This is a genomic window from Microbacterium sp. Root180, assembly GCF_001428485.1.
Lineage (GTDB): Bacteria > Actinomycetota > Actinomycetes > Actinomycetales > Microbacteriaceae > Microbacterium.
In genome coordinates this window covers 764784-784151 of the sequence record NZ_LMHS01000003.1, presented here as the reverse complement: position 1 = coordinate 784151, position 19368 = coordinate 764784, and the positions used below count along the sequence as shown (strand labels likewise).

Annotated in this window: 16 protein-coding genes; 13 read left to right on the top strand and 3 right to left on the bottom strand. The window is 68.8% G+C overall.

Going from position 1 to position 19368, the window contains the following annotated elements; translation table 11 throughout:
• Positions 1-74 precede the first annotated feature (74 nt).
• Positions 75-2441: an arylsulfatase gene (locus ASD93_RS11175; protein WP_056122324.1), complete on the top strand. Its 2367-nt coding sequence runs from the start codon at positions 75-77 to the stop codon at positions 2439-2441.
• 57 nt (positions 2442-2498) lie between these two features.
• Entirely contained in the window at positions 2499-3407 is a 909-nt protein-coding gene (locus ASD93_RS11170) for an HAD family hydrolase (protein ID WP_056122321.1), read from the top strand.
• A 117-nt stretch (positions 3408-3524) separates the two neighbouring features.
• Here ASD93_RS11170 and ASD93_RS11165 read toward each other — a convergent pair whose 3' ends face one another.
• Positions 3525-3908 carry an SHOCT domain-containing protein gene (locus tag ASD93_RS11165; RefSeq protein WP_056122319.1) on the bottom strand — a complete coding sequence of 128 codons (384 nt, stop codon included), beginning with the start codon at positions 3906-3908 and terminating at the stop codon, positions 3525-3527.
• A 254-nt stretch (positions 3909-4162) separates the two neighbouring features.
• Here ASD93_RS11165 and ASD93_RS11160 point away from each other — a divergent pair, with 254 nt between their 5' ends.
• Both ASD93_RS11160 and ASD93_RS11155 read left to right on the top strand, forming a co-directional pair.
• Positions 4163-4927 (top strand): alpha/beta fold hydrolase, encoded by a 765-nt coding sequence (locus tag ASD93_RS11160; protein WP_414843702.1) that lies wholly within the window; start codon positions 4163-4165, stop codon positions 4925-4927.
• On the top strand, positions 4924-6297 hold the full coding sequence (locus tag ASD93_RS11155; protein ID WP_056122313.1) for a diguanylate cyclase: 1374 nt from the start codon (positions 4924-4926) through the stop codon (positions 6295-6297). The genes ASD93_RS11160 and ASD93_RS11155 overlap by 4 nt, the downstream gene beginning before the upstream one ends.
• A 16-nt stretch (positions 6298-6313) precedes the next feature.
• On the opposite strand, the gene ASD93_RS11150 is transcribed toward ASD93_RS11155, so the two are convergent.
• Positions 6314-7255 (bottom strand): diacylglycerol/lipid kinase family protein, encoded by a 942-nt coding sequence (locus ASD93_RS11150; protein ID WP_056122309.1) that lies wholly within the window; start codon positions 7253-7255, stop codon positions 6314-6316.
• Positions 7256-7500: 245 nt separating this feature from the next.
• On the opposite strand from ASD93_RS11150, the gene ppk2 reads away from it, so the two are divergent.
• The 8 genes from ppk2 (at position 7501) to ASD93_RS11110 (ending at position 16583) form a co-directional block, all read left to right on the top strand.
• Positions 7501-8346: a polyphosphate kinase 2 gene (gene ppk2, locus ASD93_RS11145; protein WP_056122306.1), complete on the top strand. Its 846-nt coding sequence runs from the start codon at positions 7501-7503 to the stop codon at positions 8344-8346.
• A 132-nt stretch (positions 8347-8478) separates the two neighbouring features.
• A complete protein-coding gene (locus ASD93_RS11140) occupies positions 8479-9033 on the top strand; it encodes an RNA polymerase sigma factor (RefSeq protein WP_235566941.1) in 555 nt (184 codons plus the stop codon).
• Entirely contained in the window at positions 9017-9742 is a 726-nt protein-coding gene (locus ASD93_RS11135) for an anti-sigma factor (protein WP_056122300.1), read from the top strand. Before ASD93_RS11140 ends, ASD93_RS11135 begins: the two co-directional genes overlap by 17 nt.
• Before the next feature lie 147 nt (positions 9743-9889).
• Positions 9890-10480 (top strand): fasciclin domain-containing protein, encoded by a 591-nt coding sequence (locus tag ASD93_RS11130; RefSeq protein WP_056122297.1) that lies wholly within the window; start codon positions 9890-9892, stop codon positions 10478-10480.
• 175 nt (positions 10481-10655) lie between these two features.
• Positions 10656-12023: a 3' terminal RNA ribose 2'-O-methyltransferase Hen1 gene (locus ASD93_RS11125; protein WP_056122294.1), complete on the top strand. Its 1368-nt coding sequence runs from the start codon at positions 10656-10658 to the stop codon at positions 12021-12023.
• Positions 12020-14539 (top strand): polynucleotide kinase-phosphatase, encoded by a 2520-nt coding sequence (locus ASD93_RS11120; protein WP_056122291.1) that lies wholly within the window; start codon positions 12020-12022, stop codon positions 14537-14539. The genes ASD93_RS11125 and ASD93_RS11120 overlap by 4 nt, the downstream gene beginning before the upstream one ends.
• Positions 14540-14625: 86 nt before the next feature.
• Positions 14626-15516: an alpha/beta fold hydrolase gene (locus ASD93_RS11115; protein WP_056122289.1), complete on the top strand. Its 891-nt coding sequence runs from the start codon at positions 14626-14628 to the stop codon at positions 15514-15516.
• Positions 15513-16583, top strand: a complete 1071-nt coding sequence (locus ASD93_RS11110; RefSeq protein WP_056122286.1) for a M20 family metallopeptidase — start codon at positions 15513-15515, stop codon at positions 16581-16583. Before ASD93_RS11115 ends, ASD93_RS11110 begins: the two co-directional genes overlap by 4 nt.
• A 6-nt stretch (positions 16584-16589) precedes the next feature.
• Here ASD93_RS11110 and ASD93_RS11105 read toward each other — a convergent pair whose 3' ends face one another.
• On the bottom strand, positions 16590-17315 hold the full coding sequence (locus ASD93_RS11105; protein ID WP_056122283.1) for a TetR/AcrR family transcriptional regulator: 726 nt from the start codon (positions 17313-17315) through the stop codon (positions 16590-16592).
• Positions 17316-17479: 164 nt separating this feature from the next.
• Here ASD93_RS11105 and ASD93_RS11100 point away from each other — a divergent pair, with 164 nt between their 5' ends.
• Entirely contained in the window at positions 17480-19312 is a 1833-nt protein-coding gene (locus tag ASD93_RS11100; protein WP_056122280.1) for an alpha/beta hydrolase family protein, read from the top strand.
• Positions 19313-19368: the final 56 nt, after the last annotated feature.

Genomic DNA, 19368 nt, shown 5'->3' with positions numbered 1-19368 from the left:
CCCGCTCACCCCGCCCGGGTGACGCGCTGTCGAGTGCCTCGTCATAGCGTGCGCGTGAGCCCAGGAGGATCCTCATGACCGCTGACCGTCACGCCCGCACGATGCTTCCGATCCCGGACCGTCCCGCGCCGACACTGACGACCTATGACGCCAAGGATCCCGACACCGCGTTCCCGCCCATCATGCCGCTGCTTCCGCCCGAGGGTGCGCCGAATGTGCTGGTGATCCTCCTCGACGACGTCGGATTCGGAGCCTCGAGTGTCTTCGGCGGACCGTGCCGGACGCCGGTGGCGGAGCGTCTTGCCGGGGGTGGACTCCGCTACAACCGGTTTCACACGACGGCGCTGTGCGCGCCGACGCGTCAGGCGCTGCTGACGGGCCGGAACCACCACTCGGTGGGGATGGGCAGCATCACCGAGACGGCGACGTCGGCGCCAGGCAACAGTTCCCTGCGGCCCAACACCAAAGCGCCTCTCGCGATGACACTCAAGCTCAACGGCTACTCGACGGCGCAGTTCGGGAAGTGCCACGAGGTGCCGGTGTGGCAATCGTCGCCGATCGGCCCGTTCGACGCATGGCCGTCCGCGGGCGGCGGATTCGAGAAGTTCTACGGGTTCATCGGCGGCGAGAACAACCAATGGGAGCCCGCCCTCTACGAGGGAACGACGGCGGTCGAGCCGCCGGCCACGCCGGAGGAGGGCTACCACCTCACCGAGGATCTGGCCGACCAGGCGATCGGGTGGATGCGCACCCAGAAGGCCCTCGCGCCGGATCGACCGTTCTTCGTCTACTTCGCCCCCGGCGCCACGCACGCGCCTCACCATGTGCCGGCGGAGTGGGCGGATCGCTACAAGGGAGAATTCGCGGACGGGTGGGACGTGCAGCGGGAGAAGACCTTCGCACGGCAGAAGGAGCTCGGCGTCATCCCTGCGGATGCGGAGCTGACCCCGCGGCACGACGAGATCCCAGCCTGGGACGACATGCCCGACGACCTGAAGCCCGTGCTCGAGCGCGAGATGGAGGTGTACGCCGGATTCCTCGAGCACACCGACCACCATGTCGGCCGGGTGCTGGACGCGGTCGAGGATCTCGGCATCCTCGAGGACACCCTGATCTACTACATCATCGGCGACAACGGCGCTTCGGCCGAGGGCACGGTCAATGGCGCCTTCAACGAGATGGCGAACTTCAACGGCATGGCCGCGCTGGAGACACCGGAGTTCATGCGGTCGAAGGTGGACGAGTTCGGCTCCCCGATGTCGTACAACCACTACGCCGTCGGCTGGGCGTGGGCGATGGACACCCCGTTCCAGTGGACGAAGCAGGTGGCATCCCACTGGGGGGGCACCCGCAACGGCACGATCGTGCACTGGCCGAACGGGATCGCGGACAAGGGCGGGCTGCGCAGTCAGTTCACGCATGTCATCGACATCGCCCCTACCGTCCTCGAGGCGGCGGGACTCCCCGAGCCCACCGTGGTCAACGGCGTGCAGCAGTCCCCGATGGAGGGGCGCAGCATGCTCTACTCCTTCGCTGCAACAGACGCTCCCGAGCAGCACGACCTGCAGTACTTCGAGATGTTCGGCAACCGCGGGATCTACCACCGCGGATGGAGCGCCGTCACGAAGCACCGCACGCCCTGGGTCATGGTCGGCGGGGTGCTGCCCGCCTTCGACGACGACGTCTGGGAGCTGTACGACGGTTCAGCGGACTACAGCCAGGCGCGAAACCTCGCCGCGGAGCATCCGCAGAAGCTTCACGAGCTGCAGCGGCTCTGGCTCATCGAGGCCGTCAAGTACAACGTGCTGCCCCTCGACGACCGCACCGCCGACCGACTGAATCCCGACATCGCCGGTCGTCCGACGCTCGTGCGCGGCACGTCGCAACTGTTCTACCCGGGAATGGGTCGACTGTCCGAGAACAGCGTCGTCAGCATCAAGAACCGATCGTTCTCGCTGACCGCCGAGGTCACCGTGCCGGCCGGCGGATCGAAGGGCGTGATCATCGCTCAGGGTGGGCGGTTCGGCGGCTGGAGCCTCTACGTCATCGACGGCGTCGCACGCTTCACCTACAACGTGCTCGGCATCCATCACTTCACCACCATCGCGGAGTCGCCGATCCCCGAGGGCACCCATCAGGTGCGGATGGAGTTCGCCTACGACGGCGGCGGGCTCGCCAAGGGCGGAGACGTCACCCTCTTCTACGACGGAGAGCAGGTCGGCGCCGGCCGTGTCGGTGCCACCCAGCCCATGGTGTTCTCGGCGGATGAGACCACCGACATCGGATTCGAGTCGGGCACCCCCGTCAGCGAGGACTACCGCGCAGAGACGAGCCGGTTCCGCGGCCGGATCGCGTGGGTTCAGCTCGACCTCGGGCTCGACGATCACGACCACTTCATCGATCCGGACGAACGCCTGCGCGTCGCGATGGCCCGTCAGTAGTCAGCACGGTTCGCGGGCGCGGCCCGCGGAGGGTGGATCCGACGAAAGGGCACGAACATGCCGGACACGACGGCGCTGCCGAGTTGGAACGAAGGCCCAGCGAAGCAGGCGGTACTCGATTACATCGATGCCGCCACCACGCCCGGGCCGGCGTTCGTCGCGATCGCCGATCGCATCGCGACGTTCGACAACGACGGCACCCTGTGGTCAGAACAGCCGCTGGCGCCGCAGTTCGACTTCGTCTTCCGTCGCTGGGGCCAGGAGGTCGCAGCCGATCCGAGCCTTGCGGGCACCCAGCCGTACAAGGCGCTCGTCGAGCGGGACATGAGTTTCTTCGCGGGTGTCGAAACTCAGGACCCCGAGACGATCAAGACATTGCTCGCCGCCTTCACCCGATGCTGGTCTGGTGTCACGCCGGAGGACTTCGACGCTGAGGTGCGCGTGTGGTTGGAGACCGTGAAGCAGCCGAAGTTCGACGCCCCCTACGTCGAGCTCGTCTACACGCCGATGCTCGAGCTGATCGAGTACCTGAAGGTGCACGACTTCCGGGTGTTCGTCTGCTCCGGCGGCGGCCGCGACTTCATGCGCGTGTTCGCAGAACAGACCTGGGGGATCTACAAGGAGAACGTCATCGGCACCGCCGCCGAGTACCGGTACGTGGGCGGGAGGATCGTCCGCGCAGAACTCGCGCTCGGCGGCCTGAACATCGGTCCGGGCAAACCGGAGCACATCTTCGCGCAGACCGGCCGGCTGCCCGCTTTCGCCGGCGGCAATGCCGACGTCGACATCGAGATGCTCGAATCCGCGGCGTTCGCGCTGATCATCAAACATGACGACGCGGAGCGGGAGTTCGCCTACACGACGGGGGCGGATGCCGCCTTCACCCGAGCCGAGGAGCTCGGCTGGACCGTGGTGAGCGTCAAAGACGACTGGAACATCGTCTACGCCAGGGTGGAGACCGTGTGACGGCGGCGACCGCCATCGACGTTCCGCATCGACCCCGAGAGCCTTATGGCTCTTGCCTGCGCGGGCGGGGTGCGCGAGATCGCGGCACCCCACCCGACGCAGGCAGGACGAGCGGTCCTACGCGAGCGCCTTCGCCTTGAGAGCGTCGTACTCCGCCTGCGTGATGGCACCGGAGTCGAGGAGCTTCTTCGCCGACTCGATCTCGCTGGTCGGGGACGAGCTTCCGGCGACGCTGCGGATGTAGTCGTTGGCTTCGCTCTGCGCCTGTCCTCGGCGCTCCATCTCACGCTGGGTCATGCCCTTGCCGCGGGCGATCAGGTAGATCAGCGCGGCCAGGAACGGCACGACGATCAGGAAGATCACCCAGAGCGCCTTGCCCCAGCCGTTCAGCGTGTGATCGCGGAACAGGTCCACGATGATCGTGATGAAGATCCAGATGCAGGCGAACAGGATGTAGAACCAGAAGATCCAGAGGAGGAAGTCCCAAAAGCTGCCGGTCATATCTGCACTGTCTTTCGTTCGGTCGGTGTGAAGGTCGCACGCGACGTGGGTGTACTGCGTCGAACCCAAAGATAGGGGCGATACCCACCGTCCGTCCTCATACGCCGCGGGTGAGTTCGTTTCGGCCAGGGACCCCGCCGCCCGATGGTGCCGATGACGACCGGGTCGAATACCATTCGAGGACCCCCGCCCGGAGATGGGAACCCATGACTGGCGTCGCGACATCGGACGTTCTGCAGCGCAACAATGTGCGCGTGTCCGGCGACCCGGCGGGGCGCGTGATCATCTTCGCCCACGGGTTCGGATGCAGTCAGGAGACGTGGGGGCTCGTCGCGCCCGACTTCGAGCGCGACCACCGCGTCGTGCTCTTCGACTATGTCGGAGCCGGCGGCTCGGATCGCTCTGCGTATCGCCGCGGCAAGTACGCCTCGCTCGACGGCTACGCGACGGACGTGCTCGAGATCCTGGACGCGCTGGACGCCCGGGACGTGGTCTTCGTCGGACATTCGGTGAGTGCGATGGTGGGAGTCCTGGCGGCCAACCGCGAGCCGGAGCGCTTCCGAGCGCTGGTCCTGGTGGGGCCGTCGCCTCGGTACACGAACGACGGCGCGTACCGGGGCGGGTTCGAGCGCGCCGACATCGACGCGCTCCTCGACTCGCTCGACGCGAACTTCATCGCCTGGTCGCGGGCGACCGCACCCATGATCATGGGAACCCCCGACCGCCCCGAGCTCGGCGAGCGCCTCGCGGACACCTTCTGCCGCTTCGATCCGGTGATCGCGCGGGACTTCGCGCACGTCACCTTCCTCTCGGACAATCGCGAAGACCTCGCCGCGGTGACCGTGCCCACACTCGTCCTGCAGTCCCGCGAGGACGTGATCGCCCCCGCAGAGGTCGGCCGATTCGTCCACGCAGCCATTCCGGGGAGTCGCCTGCGACTGCTGGAGGCGACGGGGCATGTCCCGATCCTGTCCGCCGCAGACGAGGTCATCACGGAGATCCGGCAGTTCCTCACGTGAGTGGCGCAGCGGTGGGGGACTGGTTCGACCACGCCCCGTGCGGGCTGGTGGCGACATCGATCGACGGTGCGATCGTCGAGGCGAACGCGACCTTCCTCTCGTGGACCGGCTATGACTTCGACGAGCTTCGAGGCCGCCCCTTCGCCTCCCTGCTCGATCCGGGCAGCCGCCTGTTCTTCGATACCCGCCACACTCAGGTGCTGCACCTGCGCGGGTCGGTGGACGAAGTAGCGCTCGTGCTCCAGAAGGCGGACGGCGGGCGGATGCCGGTGCTCCTCAACTCCGTGCGCGACACGTCCACGCAGATCGATCGCATCGCGGTGTTCAACGCCACCGAGCGCGCGCGCCATGAGCGCGATCTGCTGGAGGCGAAGCGCGCCGCGGAGTCCTCCGAAGAGCGTGTGCGCGTCCTCCAGGACGTCTCGACCACGTTCGGGGTCACCGCGTCGGACGAGGAGGTCGCACAGTCGTTCGCCGCCGTCGCCGGCGACGCGTTCGCGGCCCGTGAGACGGCCGTGCTGCTCTGGCAGGAGGACGGAGAGCTCACCCTGATGGGCGGCACCAATCCGCTCGCCGGGAAGGTCAGCCCGGTTCCCTCCCTGCGGAACACCGCCGAGGTGACGGTCGTGCACGCGGAGGACGATCAGCAGGACTTTCCCGAGCTGGCGGCCGCGATGCGCGACTCGCGCCTGACCTCGCTCAGCGTCACACCGCTGATCGCGGACGGCCAGCACCTCGGTGTGCTGGTGTGCTTCTTCGCACGACGCGCCGACTTCGACGAGCACTATCTCGACCTCCAGCAGGCGCTCGGCAGGCAGGCATCCCAGACACTCGTGCGGGTTCGGCTGCAACGCCGGCTCGCCTTTCTCGCCCTCCACGATCAGCTCACGGGCGTCGGCAACCGTCAGCTGCTCCAGTCGACGATCGACGCGGTGATCGCGACGTCTGCCGCCGCAGCGCAGCCGCTGTCCGTGCTCTTCCTCGACATCGACGACTTCAAGGGCATCAACGACGGGTTCGGACACGCCGTCGGCGACCTCGTCCTCGTCGAGCTGGCCACCAGATTGCGCGACAGTCTTCGCGTCGCCGACGTCGTCGGCCGGATGGGTGGCGACGAATTCGTCGCCATCTGCCCGAACACCGACATCGCCGCCGCCGAGCACGTCGCGGAACGCGTGCTCGAGACCTGCCGCGCACCGATCGCGGTCCCCGACGGCATCATCTCGGCATCGGTGAGCGTCGGCGTCACCGTCTACCGCCCCGGGACCGACCCCCTCCCGAGTGCACCGCAGCTGCTGAGCCGCGCCGACGCGGCGATGTACGACTCGAAGCGCAGCGGAAAGAACCGCTTCACGGTGACGACGCGATAGTCGGCGACGCGCTGCGTCAGCGGACGCGGATCGCCGACGGCTGCAGTGACACGGTGAACGAACGGGTGACCCCGATCTCCTCGCCGTCGATCTCGAACGCCCTGTCGTCGGGGAGCGTCACCTCGAGCGTCTTGGCGCGGCCATGGCCGATCGAGTCCGTGCTGGTCAGGTCTTCCTTGTCGGTGACCAGCCGCTTCAGGCCGTTGTCCCAGATCATCGTCTTCAGGGTCCCTGCCCACTGCGCCACGCCCTCTGCGCTGAGCACGAGGTAGTCCAGCTCGCCGTCCGAGGGATCGGCGTCGGGCAGAAGCGTGAGGCCTCCTTGCAGCGTGCCGCAGTTCGCGATGAGAAGCGTGTGACCTTCCTCGTCGCGTGCCGGCTGACCGTCGCTGGTGATGTGGAACGGCACGACGTCGCTCGCCGCGAGGGCACGGCCGAGGGACTCGACGTACGCGAGCCAGCCCGCCTTGTCCTTCAGGGCGTCGTCGGTCTCAGCGATCATGTGCGCGTCGATGCCGAAGCCGACCATGACGACGAATCCATGGCGCTCGATCCCCTCATCGAGATCGACCTCGACCCAGCCGACATCCACCGCTCGGGGCTCGCCCTCGAGCGCGCGCGTCATCGCCGACGGGATATCCCCGAGCGGAACGTCGAGGTTCCGGGCGAGAAGGTTGCCGGTGCCGAGCGGCACGATCGCGAGCTCGATCCCGGTCTCGGCGTCGGCGAGATGCTCTGCGACCGCGCGGACGGTGCCGTCTCCTCCCGCGACGATGATGAGGTCGGCGCCCGCAGCGAGAGCGTCTCTCGCCGCGCCCTGACCGGGGTCGTCCGCGGTGGTCTCCCACCAGCTGATCTCCGGTCCGCCTCCCTCGCCGAGCGTCTCGTCCAGACCGGACTGCAGGCTCTCCCTGTCGGTCTTGGTCGGATTCCAGATGATTGCGATCTTCGACGTCATCGATCTCTCCCCGGGTCGCTACGCATCCATGATGCGGTCCTGGCGGCGAATGCGGCTCGCCCTTGACAGCGGACGGGATCCGCTCTTCGGCGCAGGGGTCTCGCGATGCACATCAGTCTGGCGCGTCGTTGTCAACCCGGGTTTCCTCGCCCACGCGCCATCCCTATGTTGTGAACGGGACAAGCCCTCCCGGAACCGAAGGCGAACATGAGCGACATCAGCCCGATCGACGACAGGACATCCTGATGGCGAAGAAGAGGAAGAAGAGCGCCGCCCCCTCGTCGGTGGTCCGTGTGAAGAAGCGTCTCTACCAGGCCGAATTGCAGCGGCTGCAGTCCGAACTCGTCGACATGCAGCAGTGGCTCATTGCGAACAAGGCCCGCGTCCTGGTGATCTTCGAAGGGCGGGACGCCGCCGGCAAGGGCGGCGCGATCAAGCGGGTGATGCAGTACCTCAACCCGCGGCACGCACGCGTCGTCGCACTCCCGAAACCGTCGAAGAAGGAGCGTGGGCAGTGGTACTTCCAGCGCTACATCGAGCGGCTGCCCACGTCGGGTGAGATCGTGCTGATGGATCGCTCGTGGTACAACCGCGCCGGCGTGGAACGCGTGATGGGGTACTCGTCCGAGAGGGAGTACCGGCTCTTCCTCGAGCAGGTGCCGGTCGTGGAACGTCTGCTCATCGATGACGGGATCATCCTGATCAAGTACTGGTTCTCCGTGTCGGACGAAGAGCAGCAGTCCCGCTTCTCGTCACGCCTGGAGGACCCGCTGCGGCGCTGGAAGCTGTCGCCGATGGACCTCGAGTCGATCCACCGCTGGGAGGACTACTCCCGGGCGAAGGATGACATGTTCGCGGCGACGCACACAGCCGAGTCGCCGTGGTGGACCATCGAGAGCGACGACAAGCGCGCGGCGCGCCTGAATGCGATCAGTCATCTGCTCGACAGCGTCCCGTACAAACGGCTGGAACCCGAGACGGTCTCCATCCCCGACCGTCCCGCCGCCGGGGACTATGAGCGCCCTCCGCGCGAGGAGTACCCCCATGTCCCGGATGTCGCCGCCGACCTCGGTCGCGCAGACGCACGGTAGTCGCGCGAGAACCTGCTGGCGCCCTGCATCCAAGCGGCGCAGGATGGGCGAATACATCTCTGTCGGCGATGCCCCCGCGACCCGGGCATGCCCGCCGACATCACCGTAGCCGGCCGACGGGGAGGGGAACGGGTGGACGAGGCGCAGGAGCGTGATCTGTGCGACCGGTTCCGCAGCGGCGATGAACGAGCTCTGGAGGAGCTCTACCGGCGTTGGTCGCCGGTGATCTTCACCCTGGCGCTGCGTCTCCTCGGCGACCGCGGGGACGCCGAGGATGTCACGCAGAAGGCGTTCGTGTCGGCGTGGACGTCGAGGGCGTCCTACGATCCTGCGAAGGGACGCATCTCGACGTGGCTGGTGACGATCACGCGCCGTCGGATCGCGGACACGCTGGAGGCGCGCACTCGCGTGCGCGCCCTTCAGGAACAGTTGCAGCGCTTCGCAACCCCCGACGGCCTCACGACGCCCGAGGTCGATCTGGGCGATCGCCTGCTGCTGGCGAGCGAGATCGACCGACTCGAGCCCGACGCCCGCCGCGTGGTCCGGCTGGCCTTCTACGACGACCTCACACATGACCAGATCTCAGAACGTCTTCAGATGCCGCTCGGTACCGTGAAGAGTCACATCAGGCGAAGTCTCACGCGCCTTCGGAGCCGATTGGAGGTGGGTCATGTCGCATCATCTTGATCCCGAGCGGCTTTCCCTGGTCGCGCTCGGAGACGCGCTCTCCGCAGACGAGGCCGCGCACCTCGCGACCTGCGACGACTGCTCGCTCGAACTCGCCGAACTGGAGTACACCGTCACGGTCGGCCGGTCGACGCACGCCCTCGGCGAGCTGGAGGTGCCGCCCGAGCGCGTATGGGGGCGCATCTCCGACGAGCTGGGCTTCCCGGACACGGGCGCCGCCGTCGGCGCCCCGCTGACGAATGCGGCCGAGGCATCCCCCGCCGCTCCATCCCGCGGGCGCGGCCTGCGCGTCCTCGTCGCGCTCGCCGCGAGCGTCGCCGCAGTCCTCGCGGTCGTCGGCGTCTGGTCGCTGGTGCGGCCGGCCGATCCGGTCGAGCTCGCCTCCGCGACGCTCGGAGCCTTCCCCGACCACCCCGGCGCCGTCGGCACGGCCGTGGTCACGGAGAGCGCCGACGGCGAGCGGCAGGTGACGGTGGAGCTCGACGGGTCCGACGCAGCGGACGGATACCGCGAGGTGTGGTTGATCACGGCCGATGCATCCGACCTGGTGAGCCTGGGGGTTCTCGAGGGGAGTGAGGGCGTGTTCGACATCCCCGACGACGTCGACTTGAGCGACTTCGTGCTGGTGGACGTCTCGCAGGAGCCCGAGGACGGCGACCCGGCGCACTCCGGGGACTCGATCGTGCGGGGCGAGCTCGACTTCGTCTGATCCGCCTGCATCCGCGGCGTCGCCCGAGGGTGGTGTTCCGGTCGACGATTCCCCGGTGGGTGCATCCGCGAAGCGCGCGGCGTCCGAATACTCAGGTGGCATCTCCCGCTCGAGAGGTGCACACATCGCATCGAAGGAGAGCGAACCATGAAGAAGTCACGTCTGGTCATCGCAGCGGCGGCTGCACTCGCACTGGTCCTCAGCGCGGCACCCGCACAGGCACACGGCGGCGGGACTCCTCCCGGCACGATCGTCGACGTCGCGGTCGCGGCATCCGGCGGCGGCACGCCCGACAAGAACCCCTACGACTACGACATCCTCGTCCAGGCGGTGCTCGCCACAGGCCTCGACGGCGCCCTCTCGGACACGTCGACGAAGTACACCGTCTTCGCGCCGAACGACCGCGCCTTCCTGCGGCTCGTCACCGACCTCACGGGGAAGGCTCCCGCGAGCGAAGCGGAGGCGCTGACCACGATCACGTCCGCCTTCACGATCGATCAGATCACCGGCATCCTGCTCTACCACGTGGTGCCCGGCAAGAAGCTCGGACCCGTCAAGGTGCTCACCGCCCGATCGCTGACGATGGCCGATGGGGGAATCGTGAAGCCGCGAGGCATCACCCTCCGTGACGAGACTCCCGCGCTGGCCGACCCGCGCCTCGTGCTGTGGGCGATCAACATCCCGGCATCCAACGGTGTGATCCACACGATCGACCGGGTCCTCGTCCCGGCCATGTGACGAGTCGGCCGCCGCTCCGCGGGTGTCCCCCAGCACCCCGCGTCGAGCGGCGGCCGCCTCACCTGGCCCCCCGCCTGCCGGCGGTGGGCTCAGCCGTCTCACGGTCCGCGTCCGGTGAAGAGCGACCGACCGACCCCCATAGAGTGGTGCGACTGCCACATCGGGGGAGTTGGACATGCTGGTCACGGTGACCTACGAGCCGGAGCGCGACTCCGGCGTCGACGCGACGGTGCTCGGGTATCTGCTGCACAAGCATCCCGGCCGGGTCCAGACCTTCTCCGCGCCGGTCGGGGATATCCACGTGTTCTATCCCGAGGCGACCGCCGAGCGCTGCACCGTGGCGGTGATGGTCGAGGTCGATCCGGTCGCGCTCGTGCGCAACAAGAGGTTCCGCGGCGACGCGGGAGCCCTCGACCACTACGTCAACGACCGCCCATATGTGGCCTCGAGCATGCTGGCGGTGGCGATCGGCTCGGTCTTCCGCACCGCGATGACGGGTCGAAGCGATTCGTACCCGGAGCTCGCGGCATCCTCCCTCCCGCTGCGGATCGACATCCCCGTGGTCTCCACGCGCGGTCGCGAAGACGATCTCGTGCGCCGCGTGTTCGAGCCCTGCGGATGGACGGTGACCGAGCAGCGCATCCCCCTGGACCCGGCTTTTCCCGACTGGGAGGACTCGCGGTTCAGCTCCGTCACCCTCACCGGCGAGGTCCGGCTGTCCGACGCACTGCGTCAGCTCTACGTGCTGCTCCCGGTGCTCGACGATGCCAAGCACTACTGGGTCGGCGACGACGAGATCGCCAAGCTCGAGCGCGCGGGCGAAGGCTGGCTCACCCGGCATCCCGAACGCGATCTGATCACGCGGCGGTACCTTCTGCACCAGCGGTCCCTGCTCCCTCAGGCCGCTGAAGCGGTCGACGGCCCCGGCGAGACGCCACTGCGAGTCCATCGGGCCGAGGCCGTCCTGGCCGCGCTGCACGACGTCTCCGCTCGCCGCGTCGTCGACATGGGATGCGGCCCCGGTGCCCTGCTCTCGCGCCTAGCCAAGGATCGCTCGTTCACCAGGATCGTCGGCGTCGACGTGTCGGCGCGTTCGCTCGAGACGGCCGCTCGAGTGCTCCGAATGGATGCCGCCTCCGACGCGGAGCGCGAGCGCATCGAGCTGCTCCACGGGTCGATCGTCTATCGGGACGACCGTCTCGCGGGATACGACGCGATGGTGCTGATGGAGGTCGTCGAGCATGTCGACCCGTCGCGTCTCGGCGCGCTCGAGGACGCGGTGTTCGCCGGCGCGCATCCGGCATCCGTCGTCGTCACGACGCCCAACGCGGAGTACAACGCCCTCTACCCGGACCTCGCCGGCGGGGCCCTCCGTCACGACGACCACCGGTTCGAGTGGACGCGCACGCAGTTCCGCGACTGGGCCGAGGGCGTTGCGGAGCGGCATGGGTACGCCGTCAAGTACCGGCCCGTGGGTGTCGAGGATGCCGCACTCGGCGCTCCGACCCAGCTCGCCCTGTTCCGACGGGAGGAGTCGGCATGACCGCGCTCGACATCCCCGCGCTCTCTCTGGTGGTGCTCATCGGCGCATCCGGTTCGGGCAAGTCGACCTTCGCGCGGGAGCACTTCGGTGCGTACGAGACCCTCTCGAGCGATGTGTTCCGCGGCCTCGTCGCCAACGATGAGGCCGATCAGTCCGCGACCTCGGCCGCGTTCGATGCTCTGCAGTACGTGGCGGCGAAGCGACTGGATGCCGGCCTGCTGACCGTCATCGACGCGACGAGCGTGCAGCCCGACGCGCGGCGCCGGCTCATCGACCTCGCCAAGGCGCACGACGTGCTGCCGGTGGCGATCGTGTTCGACCTGCCCGAGTCGGTGGGCATCGCGCGCAACGCCGAGCGCACCGACCGCGACATCCCCGTCGGGGTGGTCAAGCGGCAGAGCGATCAGCTGCGCCGGAGCATGCGCCACCTCACCAAGGAGGGGTTCCGCAAGGTGCACGTGCTGCGCAGCCCCGAGGATGTCGCGAGCGCGACCATCACGCGGACCCGCCTGCTCAACGACCGCAGCGACGAACGCGGACCCTTCGATGCCATCGGCGATGTGCACGGCTGCCGCAGCGAGCTCGAGACGCTGCTCACGCGGCTGGGCTACGAGATCGAGCGGGACGCGCACGGCAGGCCCGTGGATGCGCGGCATCCCGAGGGCCGTCGGGTGATCTTCCTCGGCGACCTGGTCGACCGCGGGCCCGACGTCGTCGGCGTGCTGCGGCTCGCGATGGGAATGGTCGGGTCGGGAAACGCGCTGGCGGTGCCCGGCAACCACGAGGCCAAGCTCGTGCGCGCCCTGCGCGGAGCGCAGGTGAGCGTCTCGCACGGCCTGGAGGAGACTCTCGCTCAGCTCGCGGGCGAGTCGGAGGAGTTCCGCGAGCAGGTCGCGGCCTTCTGCTACGACCTCGTGTCGCACCTCGTGCTCGATGACGGCAGGCTCGTCGTCGCGCATGCGGGACTGAAGGAGCAGTACCACGGTCGCGCGTCCGGTCGGGTGCGCGCGTTCGCGCTCTATGGCGAGACCACGGGGGAGACCGACGAGTTCGGGCTGCCCGTGCGCTACCCGTGGGCGCAGGACTATCGCGGCAAGGCCGTCGTTCTCTATGGGCACACCCCGGTGCCGACGGTGGAGTGGGTCAACAACACCGCGTGCCTCGACACCGGATGCGTCTTCGGCGGAGCGCTCTCCGCCATGCGATATCCCGAGCGCGAGATCGTGTCGGTGCCCGCCGAGCAGGTCTGGTACGAGCCGATCCGCCCTCTCGTGGCTGAGGCGCCGGTGCGCGCGGCGGGAGTGCTCAACCTGTCCGACGTCCAGGGCAAGCTCATCATCGACACCGGCCTGCATGGCCGTGTGGGCATCAAGGAGGAGCAGTCCGCGGGCGGGCTCGAGACCATCAGCCGATGGGCGGCGGATCCGAGATGGCTCATCTACCTGCCGCCGACGATGTCACCGCCGAGCACCTCCGCGCGCGAGGGGTACCTCGAGCACCCTGACGAGGCGTTCGCGTACTTCCTCGATCACGGCGTGACCGACGTCATCTGCGAAGAGAAGCACATGGGCTCCCGCGCGATCGTGCTGGCGGCACGGGATGCCGCACGCTTCGGCGCTCCCGAGGGGTGGCGGGGCGCGGTCCTCAGCCGCACCGGCCGGCCGTTCTTCGCACCCGATGCCGAGGCGCGGATGCTGGGCGAGCTCGACGAGGCGCTCGCCGCGGCGGGAGTGTGGGACGAGCTCGGCGGCGATTGGGTGCTCCTCGACGGAGAGATGCTCCCGTGGTCGATCAAGACGGGCGACCTGATCCGCGACCTCTACGCGTCGGTCGGCGCGGCGGGGGTGGCGGCAACGCAGGCGGCATCATCCGTACTGGCGCGGGCCGCGGCATCCGGGATCGATGTCGCCGCGCTCGCGGACCGTGCTCGCACGCGTGCCGAGGGCGTCCAGCGGTTCCGCGACGCCTATCGTCGCTACGTCGGCGACCCCGGAGAGGTGCGGTTCGCCCCGTTCCAGGTGCTCGCAGCCGGCGACGCGACGTTCGAGACGCGCGATCACGGCTGGCATCTGTCGGTCGCCGATCGACTCGCTGAGGCGGCTCCTCAGGTCATCGCTTCGACAGGACGGCTGCGCGTCGACCTCGCCGACGCTGATTCGACGGCCGCGGCCGTGGCGTGGTGGGAGCGGCTCACCGGCGCCGGCGGCGAGGGGATGGTCGTCAAGCCGTTCTCGAACCTCACCCGCACCGGCAAGGGGCTCGTGCAGCCGGGCATCAAGGTGCGCGGTCGCGAGTACCTGCGCATCATCTACGGGCCCGATTACACCGATCCCGGCAACCTCGCGCGGCTGCGCGAGCGCGACACCGGCCACAAGCGCTCGCTCGCGGGCCGCGAGTACGCGCTGGGCATCGAGGCTCTCCACCGGTTCACGTCGGGCGAGCCGCTGTGGCGCGTGCACGAAGCCGTGTTCGGGGTGCTCGCGCTGGAGTCCGATCCGATCGATCCGCGGCTCTGACCGGCATCTCTCACCGCCCGCTCTGGCGGCTGGTCCGGTCGTAGGCTAACGTATAGTCTACGACATTGACTAAGAGTGGGATTAGTGTGAACCAATCGGCAGCGGCGCCGCAGCTCATCGAGGGCGCCAACGGAGTGCGCATCGCGACCACGGTCGTCGGAGAGGGTCCCGCCGTCCTGCTTCTGCACGGCTACCCCGAGATGCGTGGCATGTGGAGACACGTCGCGCCCGCACTGGCCCGAACGCACACGGTCGTCGCGACGGACCTGCGCGGGTACGGCGAGTCCGATGCGCCCGCGGGCGAGGTCTACTCGAAGCGCGAGATGGCCGCGGATCAGCTGGCGGTGATGGACGCCCTCGGGTTCGACAGATTCTTCGTCGCCGGGCACGATCGCGGCGGCCGCGTCGGGCACCGTCTGGCACTCGATGCGCCGGAGCGCGTGCGCGCCCTCGCCGTCATCGACATCGTTCCCACGCTCCATATGTTCGACAACGTCGACAGGGCGATGGCGACGAGCTACTTCCACTGGTTCTTCCTCACGGTCGGCGGGGGACTGCCGGCCGACCTGATCCGGGCCGACCCGGAGCGCTGGCTGCGCAGCCGATTCGAGGACCGATGGACAGTGCGCGATCCGCTGGATGCGGAGACGTTCGACAGGTACCTCGACTGCTTCACGCGTGACGGCGTCATCGAAGCGACGTGCGCTGACTACCGCGCCGCCGCGACGATCGATCTGGACCACGATCGGGCCGATGCGGCCGCCGGCAATCGACTCGACATGCCCCTCCTCGCCCTCTGGGGATCCGAGAGCTACGTCGGCCGGAGCTTCGACGTCGTCGACGTCTGGCGCGGGTATGCCCCTCATGCCGAGGGCGCTGCGATCCGCGCCGATCACTACGTGCCGGAGGAGGCCCCCGAGGAGACCGCGCGCGCTCTCGCGAGCTTCTTCGCCGGGGCCGCGGAGGTGCGAGCATGACCGCCGTCGACAGACTCGAGGCACTCGTCTCGATCGAGACGCCGACGGGCCACGCCTCAGGGATCTCGGAGGCGTTCGGGCTCGTGGACTCCTGGCTGGCACCGATCATCGGCCCCGCACGGCTGGAGGCCGTCGACGGCGTCGAGCATGCTCGTTGGGGCGCGCGCCGTCCCCGTGTCCTGCTCCTCGGACACATCGACACCGTGTGGCCGCTGGGAACGATCGACCGGCTCCCGTTCACGGTCGCCGGCGACCGGTGCTCCGGGCCAGGAGTCTTCGACATGAAAGGCGGCGTGGTCGCCGCCGCGGAAGCCCTGGCGCTGGCGGCACGCACCGACGATGTCGGCGTCCTGCTGACCGCCGACGAGGAGGTCGGATCGCTCACGTCCCGCGCCCTGCTCGAGCGCACAGCCTCCGAGTCTCAGGCCGTGCTCGTCATGGAGCCGAGTCTGGGCGGCGCGGTCAAGGTCGCGCGCTGCGGCGGGAGCATCTACACGATCACGGCGACCGGGCGCGCGGCGCATGCCGGGCTCGAGCCGTGGAACGGCGTCAACGCCCTCGTCGAACTCGCACGCCACATCACCGAGCTTCCCGGTCTCGGGGACGCCCAGCTGGGCACCACCGTCAGTCCGACGGTGGCCAAGGGGGGAACCGCGACGAACGTCATCCCCGACCTCGCGTTCATGCGCGTCGACGTGCGGGGCTGGTCGACGGGTGAGCTCGAGCGCGTGGATCGCGCCCTCCGTGAACGTCGCCCGTTCCATCCCGAGGCGCGGCTGGAGGTCACGGGCGGGATCAACCGGCCCCCGATGGAGGAGCGCAGCGCGCTCGAGCTCCTGACGCTCGCGCGCCGGGTGAGCGCGGAGCAGGACGGCACGGACGTGCGGACCGTGTCGGTGGGCGGGGCGTCCGACGGGAACTTCACCGCGGCGCTCGGCATCCCGACACTCGACGGTCTCGGCGTCGATGGCGATGGCGCGCACGCGGAGCACGAGTGGGCCTCGCTCGCGTCCGTCGCACAGCGGGCGCGACTCGTGGCCGGGATGATCGACGGCTGGATGCCCTGACGCGGGCTACGCGTCCGGGCGTCCCGAGTTCACCGGCGCCTGCCGTTCGATGCTCTCCAGGAGCAGGTCGAGCGCCGCCTCCCACGCGCGGGGATCCTGGATCCCCGGAAGGTTCGAGCCGACCCAGGCGATGTTGGGGAACTCCTCCGGCGACAGGCGCTGGTAGTCCATCTGCCACATGAGCTCGTCGGCATCCTTCACATCAGGCGGCTGCGCCGCGAGGGCGGCCTGGATGCTGCTCGCCGACCGCACCAGCTGGCCCAGGGCTCGCGCGTACATGGCCGCCTCTTCCGGCCCGTACCCGCCGCGGCGGAGAGCGCCGATGGAGAACTCCATCGAGGTGAAGTCGGTCGGCCGGCGAAGCGCCATCTGCAGCGCGAACTCGGGGTAGCGCATGTAATGGTCATGGATGAGGTGGGCTTGACCGCGGAGGTCGGCCATCCAGTCGTCGGTCGCGATCATCGCGCCGGTGTACGAGCGCGCTCGCAGCGAGTCGATCAGGGCGAGCATGAGCTCGTCCTTGTCTCTGAAGTGCCGGTAGATCGACGTCGGATGCGCGTCGAGCTCCTCGCCGATGGCCTGGAACGTGAGGCGGTCGAGCCCGTCGCGCTGGACGACGGCATCCGCGGCCGCGACGATGATGTCCCGGCTGAGCGAGTCGCGGGGGCGGCGCGGGCGAGTCCCCGACGATGCGACGGTCTTGCGCGACGCGGCAGCCTTTTCCTTCGCCATCGAGTCCTGGGCTCCATTCGTTGAGCTGGGGGCGGTCGTGAGGACAACCGTAGCCCACCGGTGCCACGAACGTAGTCAACGATCGTGATCCCTGCCACCCCTGTCGCAGCAAGATAGCCACTGCTATAGTCAATGAACCTGACCAACCTTGTGGAGAGGCTCGCATGGACGCGATTCCGGCAGAGATCGACGCAGTTCTTTCACGGCGATTCGACCTCCCCCATCTGCTCACCGTCCGACCTGTGGTCGGCGATGTCGACCTCGCACTGCTCATCGAGGACCACGAGGCGGGCTCGCGCGCGCGGATCTGGCGCGGCGGCGAGGAGCCGTCCGCTCCTCTGCCGTTCCCGGTCGGCGTCGGGGCGATCCTGACGCGCGACGGCAAGTGGATCGTCGACCTCGATGACGGCGGCGGCTCGGAGGTGGGCACGCTCGTCGCGACGGCGGTCGACGGCTCCGAGAGCATCGATCTCACGCCGGGCCGCCCCGCATTCGTGCTGCGCGGCATCGAGGCGTCGTACGACGGCGCCGCGATCGTGGTGACCGTCGTCGATGAGGAGGGATTCCACGTCCTGGTGATCCCGGCTGAGCCATGGGGTCCGCCCCGCACGGTGTACAGCAGCCCGATCGAGGCCTGGTACGGCCAGATCTCGCCCGACGGCGCGCTCGTCAGCGTCGACACGACCGACCACAATCCGGGAGTGCGCCGCCCCGCGCTGACGGTCGTGGCCACCCACACGCTCGAGACAGTCGCCGTGCTCGACGATCTTCCGGCCGGTCCGGTGCGGGGTGTCCGCTTCTCGCCGATCGCCGGCGATCCGCGCATCCTCGCGAACACCGAGCGCACCGGGTACGCCCGACCCGTGATCTGGGACTTCCTCTCCGGCGCGCGCCAGGACTTCTCCCTGCCCGACCTCGTCGGCGAGGTCATCCCGCTGGACTGGGACGCGCAGAGAGGCCGCGTGCTCGCGGCCCACGTCGAAGACGGCATCCATCGCCTCCTCGAACTGTCGGAGGCCGACGGCGGTGCGCGTGTGGTCGCCGAAGGCGGGAGCTTCGCGAACCCGGATGTCGCGGACCTGCATCCCTTCCAGTGGGCGTCCTACTACGCGCCGGATGGTGCGGTCCGGATGGTGCGGTCGAGCTGGGATTCTCCGCTGCGCATCGAGCAGGCCGACGAGAGCGGGGGGCGCGTGCTGATCGCGCCCGCGCCCGTGCCGCCCGGCACGCCGATGCGCTCGACGATGGTGCGCAGTGCCGACGGCACCCGGGTCCAGCTCTGGCTCGGTGTTCCCGAGGGCCGCGAGCCCCTCGGCACCGTGCTCGAGGTTCACGGCGGCCCCAACCTGGTGATGATCGACGGCTACGACCCGTCGGCGCAAGCCTGGATCGATGCGGGCTTCGCGTACGCCGCACTCAACTTCCGTGGCTCGGTGACCTTCGGCCAGGCGTTCCGCGAGGGTTTCTGGGGTTCCGGAGGCGACCGCGAGATCGAGGACGTCGCCGCTGCCATCGGCTGGCTGCGTGACCAAGGGCTCGCTGATCCCCGCTCCACCTTCATCACCGGCGCGTCCTTCGGCGGACATCTGACGCTCTTGAGCGTCGGTCGGCTCCCCGATCTGTTCGCGGGCGGCCTCGCCCACGTCGCCGTCGCCGACTGGACGGCCGCGATCGCCGAGATGAACCCCGCCGTCCGAAGCGTCTGGACGACGTGGGTGCCGCCGGAGATGGTCGAGCGCTACTCCGCGATCTCGTACACGGAGCACGTCACGGCATCCGTCTGGATCAACCAGGGCGCGATCGACACCCGCACGCCCATCGTGGGCGTGCAGCGCTTCGTCGACGAGCTGGGCGAACGCGGCGGAGACGTCGTCATGGACGTGTTCGACGGTGGTCACGAGCCGACCGGGCTCCACTACCTCGAGCACACCCAGCGACGCATGACCGAGCTCGCCCTGCGCACGCTCGAAGGGCGCCGCTGGAACTCTAATCAATGACATTGACTACAACCCTTGCTAAAGGGTCGCATCTCGACTTATAGTCAGACCACCCA

Excerpts from the sequence above, each read along its gene's own strand:
- ASD93_RS11175 (WP_056122324.1), top strand. The coding sequence starts at position 75 with ATGACCGCTGACCGTCACGCCCGCACGATGCTTCCGATCCCGGACCGT.
- ASD93_RS11170 (WP_056122321.1), top strand. The coding sequence starts at position 2,499 with ATGCCGGACACGACGGCGCTGCCGAGTTGGAACGAAGGCCCAGCGAAG.
- ASD93_RS11165 (WP_056122319.1), bottom strand. The coding sequence starts at position 3,908 with ATGACCGGCAGCTTTTGGGACTTCCTCCTCTGGATCTTCTGGTTCTAC.
- ASD93_RS11150 (WP_056122309.1), bottom strand. The coding sequence starts at position 7,255 with ATGACGTCGAAGATCGCAATCATCTGGAATCCGACCAAGACCGACAGG.
- ppk2 (WP_056122306.1), top strand. The coding sequence starts at position 7,501 with ATGGCGAAGAAGAGGAAGAAGAGCGCCGCCCCCTCGTCGGTGGTCCGT.
- ASD93_RS11135 (WP_056122300.1), top strand. The coding sequence starts at position 9,017 with ATGTCGCATCATCTTGATCCCGAGCGGCTTTCCCTGGTCGCGCTCGGA.
- ASD93_RS11130 (WP_056122297.1), top strand. The coding sequence starts at position 9,890 with ATGAAGAAGTCACGTCTGGTCATCGCAGCGGCGGCTGCACTCGCACTG.
- ASD93_RS11125 (WP_056122294.1), top strand. The coding sequence starts at position 10,656 with ATGCTGGTCACGGTGACCTACGAGCCGGAGCGCGACTCCGGCGTCGAC.
- ASD93_RS11120 (WP_056122291.1), top strand. The coding sequence starts at position 12,020 with ATGACCGCGCTCGACATCCCCGCGCTCTCTCTGGTGGTGCTCATCGGC.
- ASD93_RS11110 (WP_056122286.1), top strand. The coding sequence starts at position 15,513 with ATGACCGCCGTCGACAGACTCGAGGCACTCGTCTCGATCGAGACGCCG.
- ASD93_RS11105 (WP_056122283.1), bottom strand. The coding sequence starts at position 17,315 with ATGGCGAAGGAAAAGGCTGCCGCGTCGCGCAAGACCGTCGCATCGTCG.
- ASD93_RS11100 (WP_056122280.1), top strand. The coding sequence starts at position 17,480 with ATGGACGCGATTCCGGCAGAGATCGACGCAGTTCTTTCACGGCGATTC.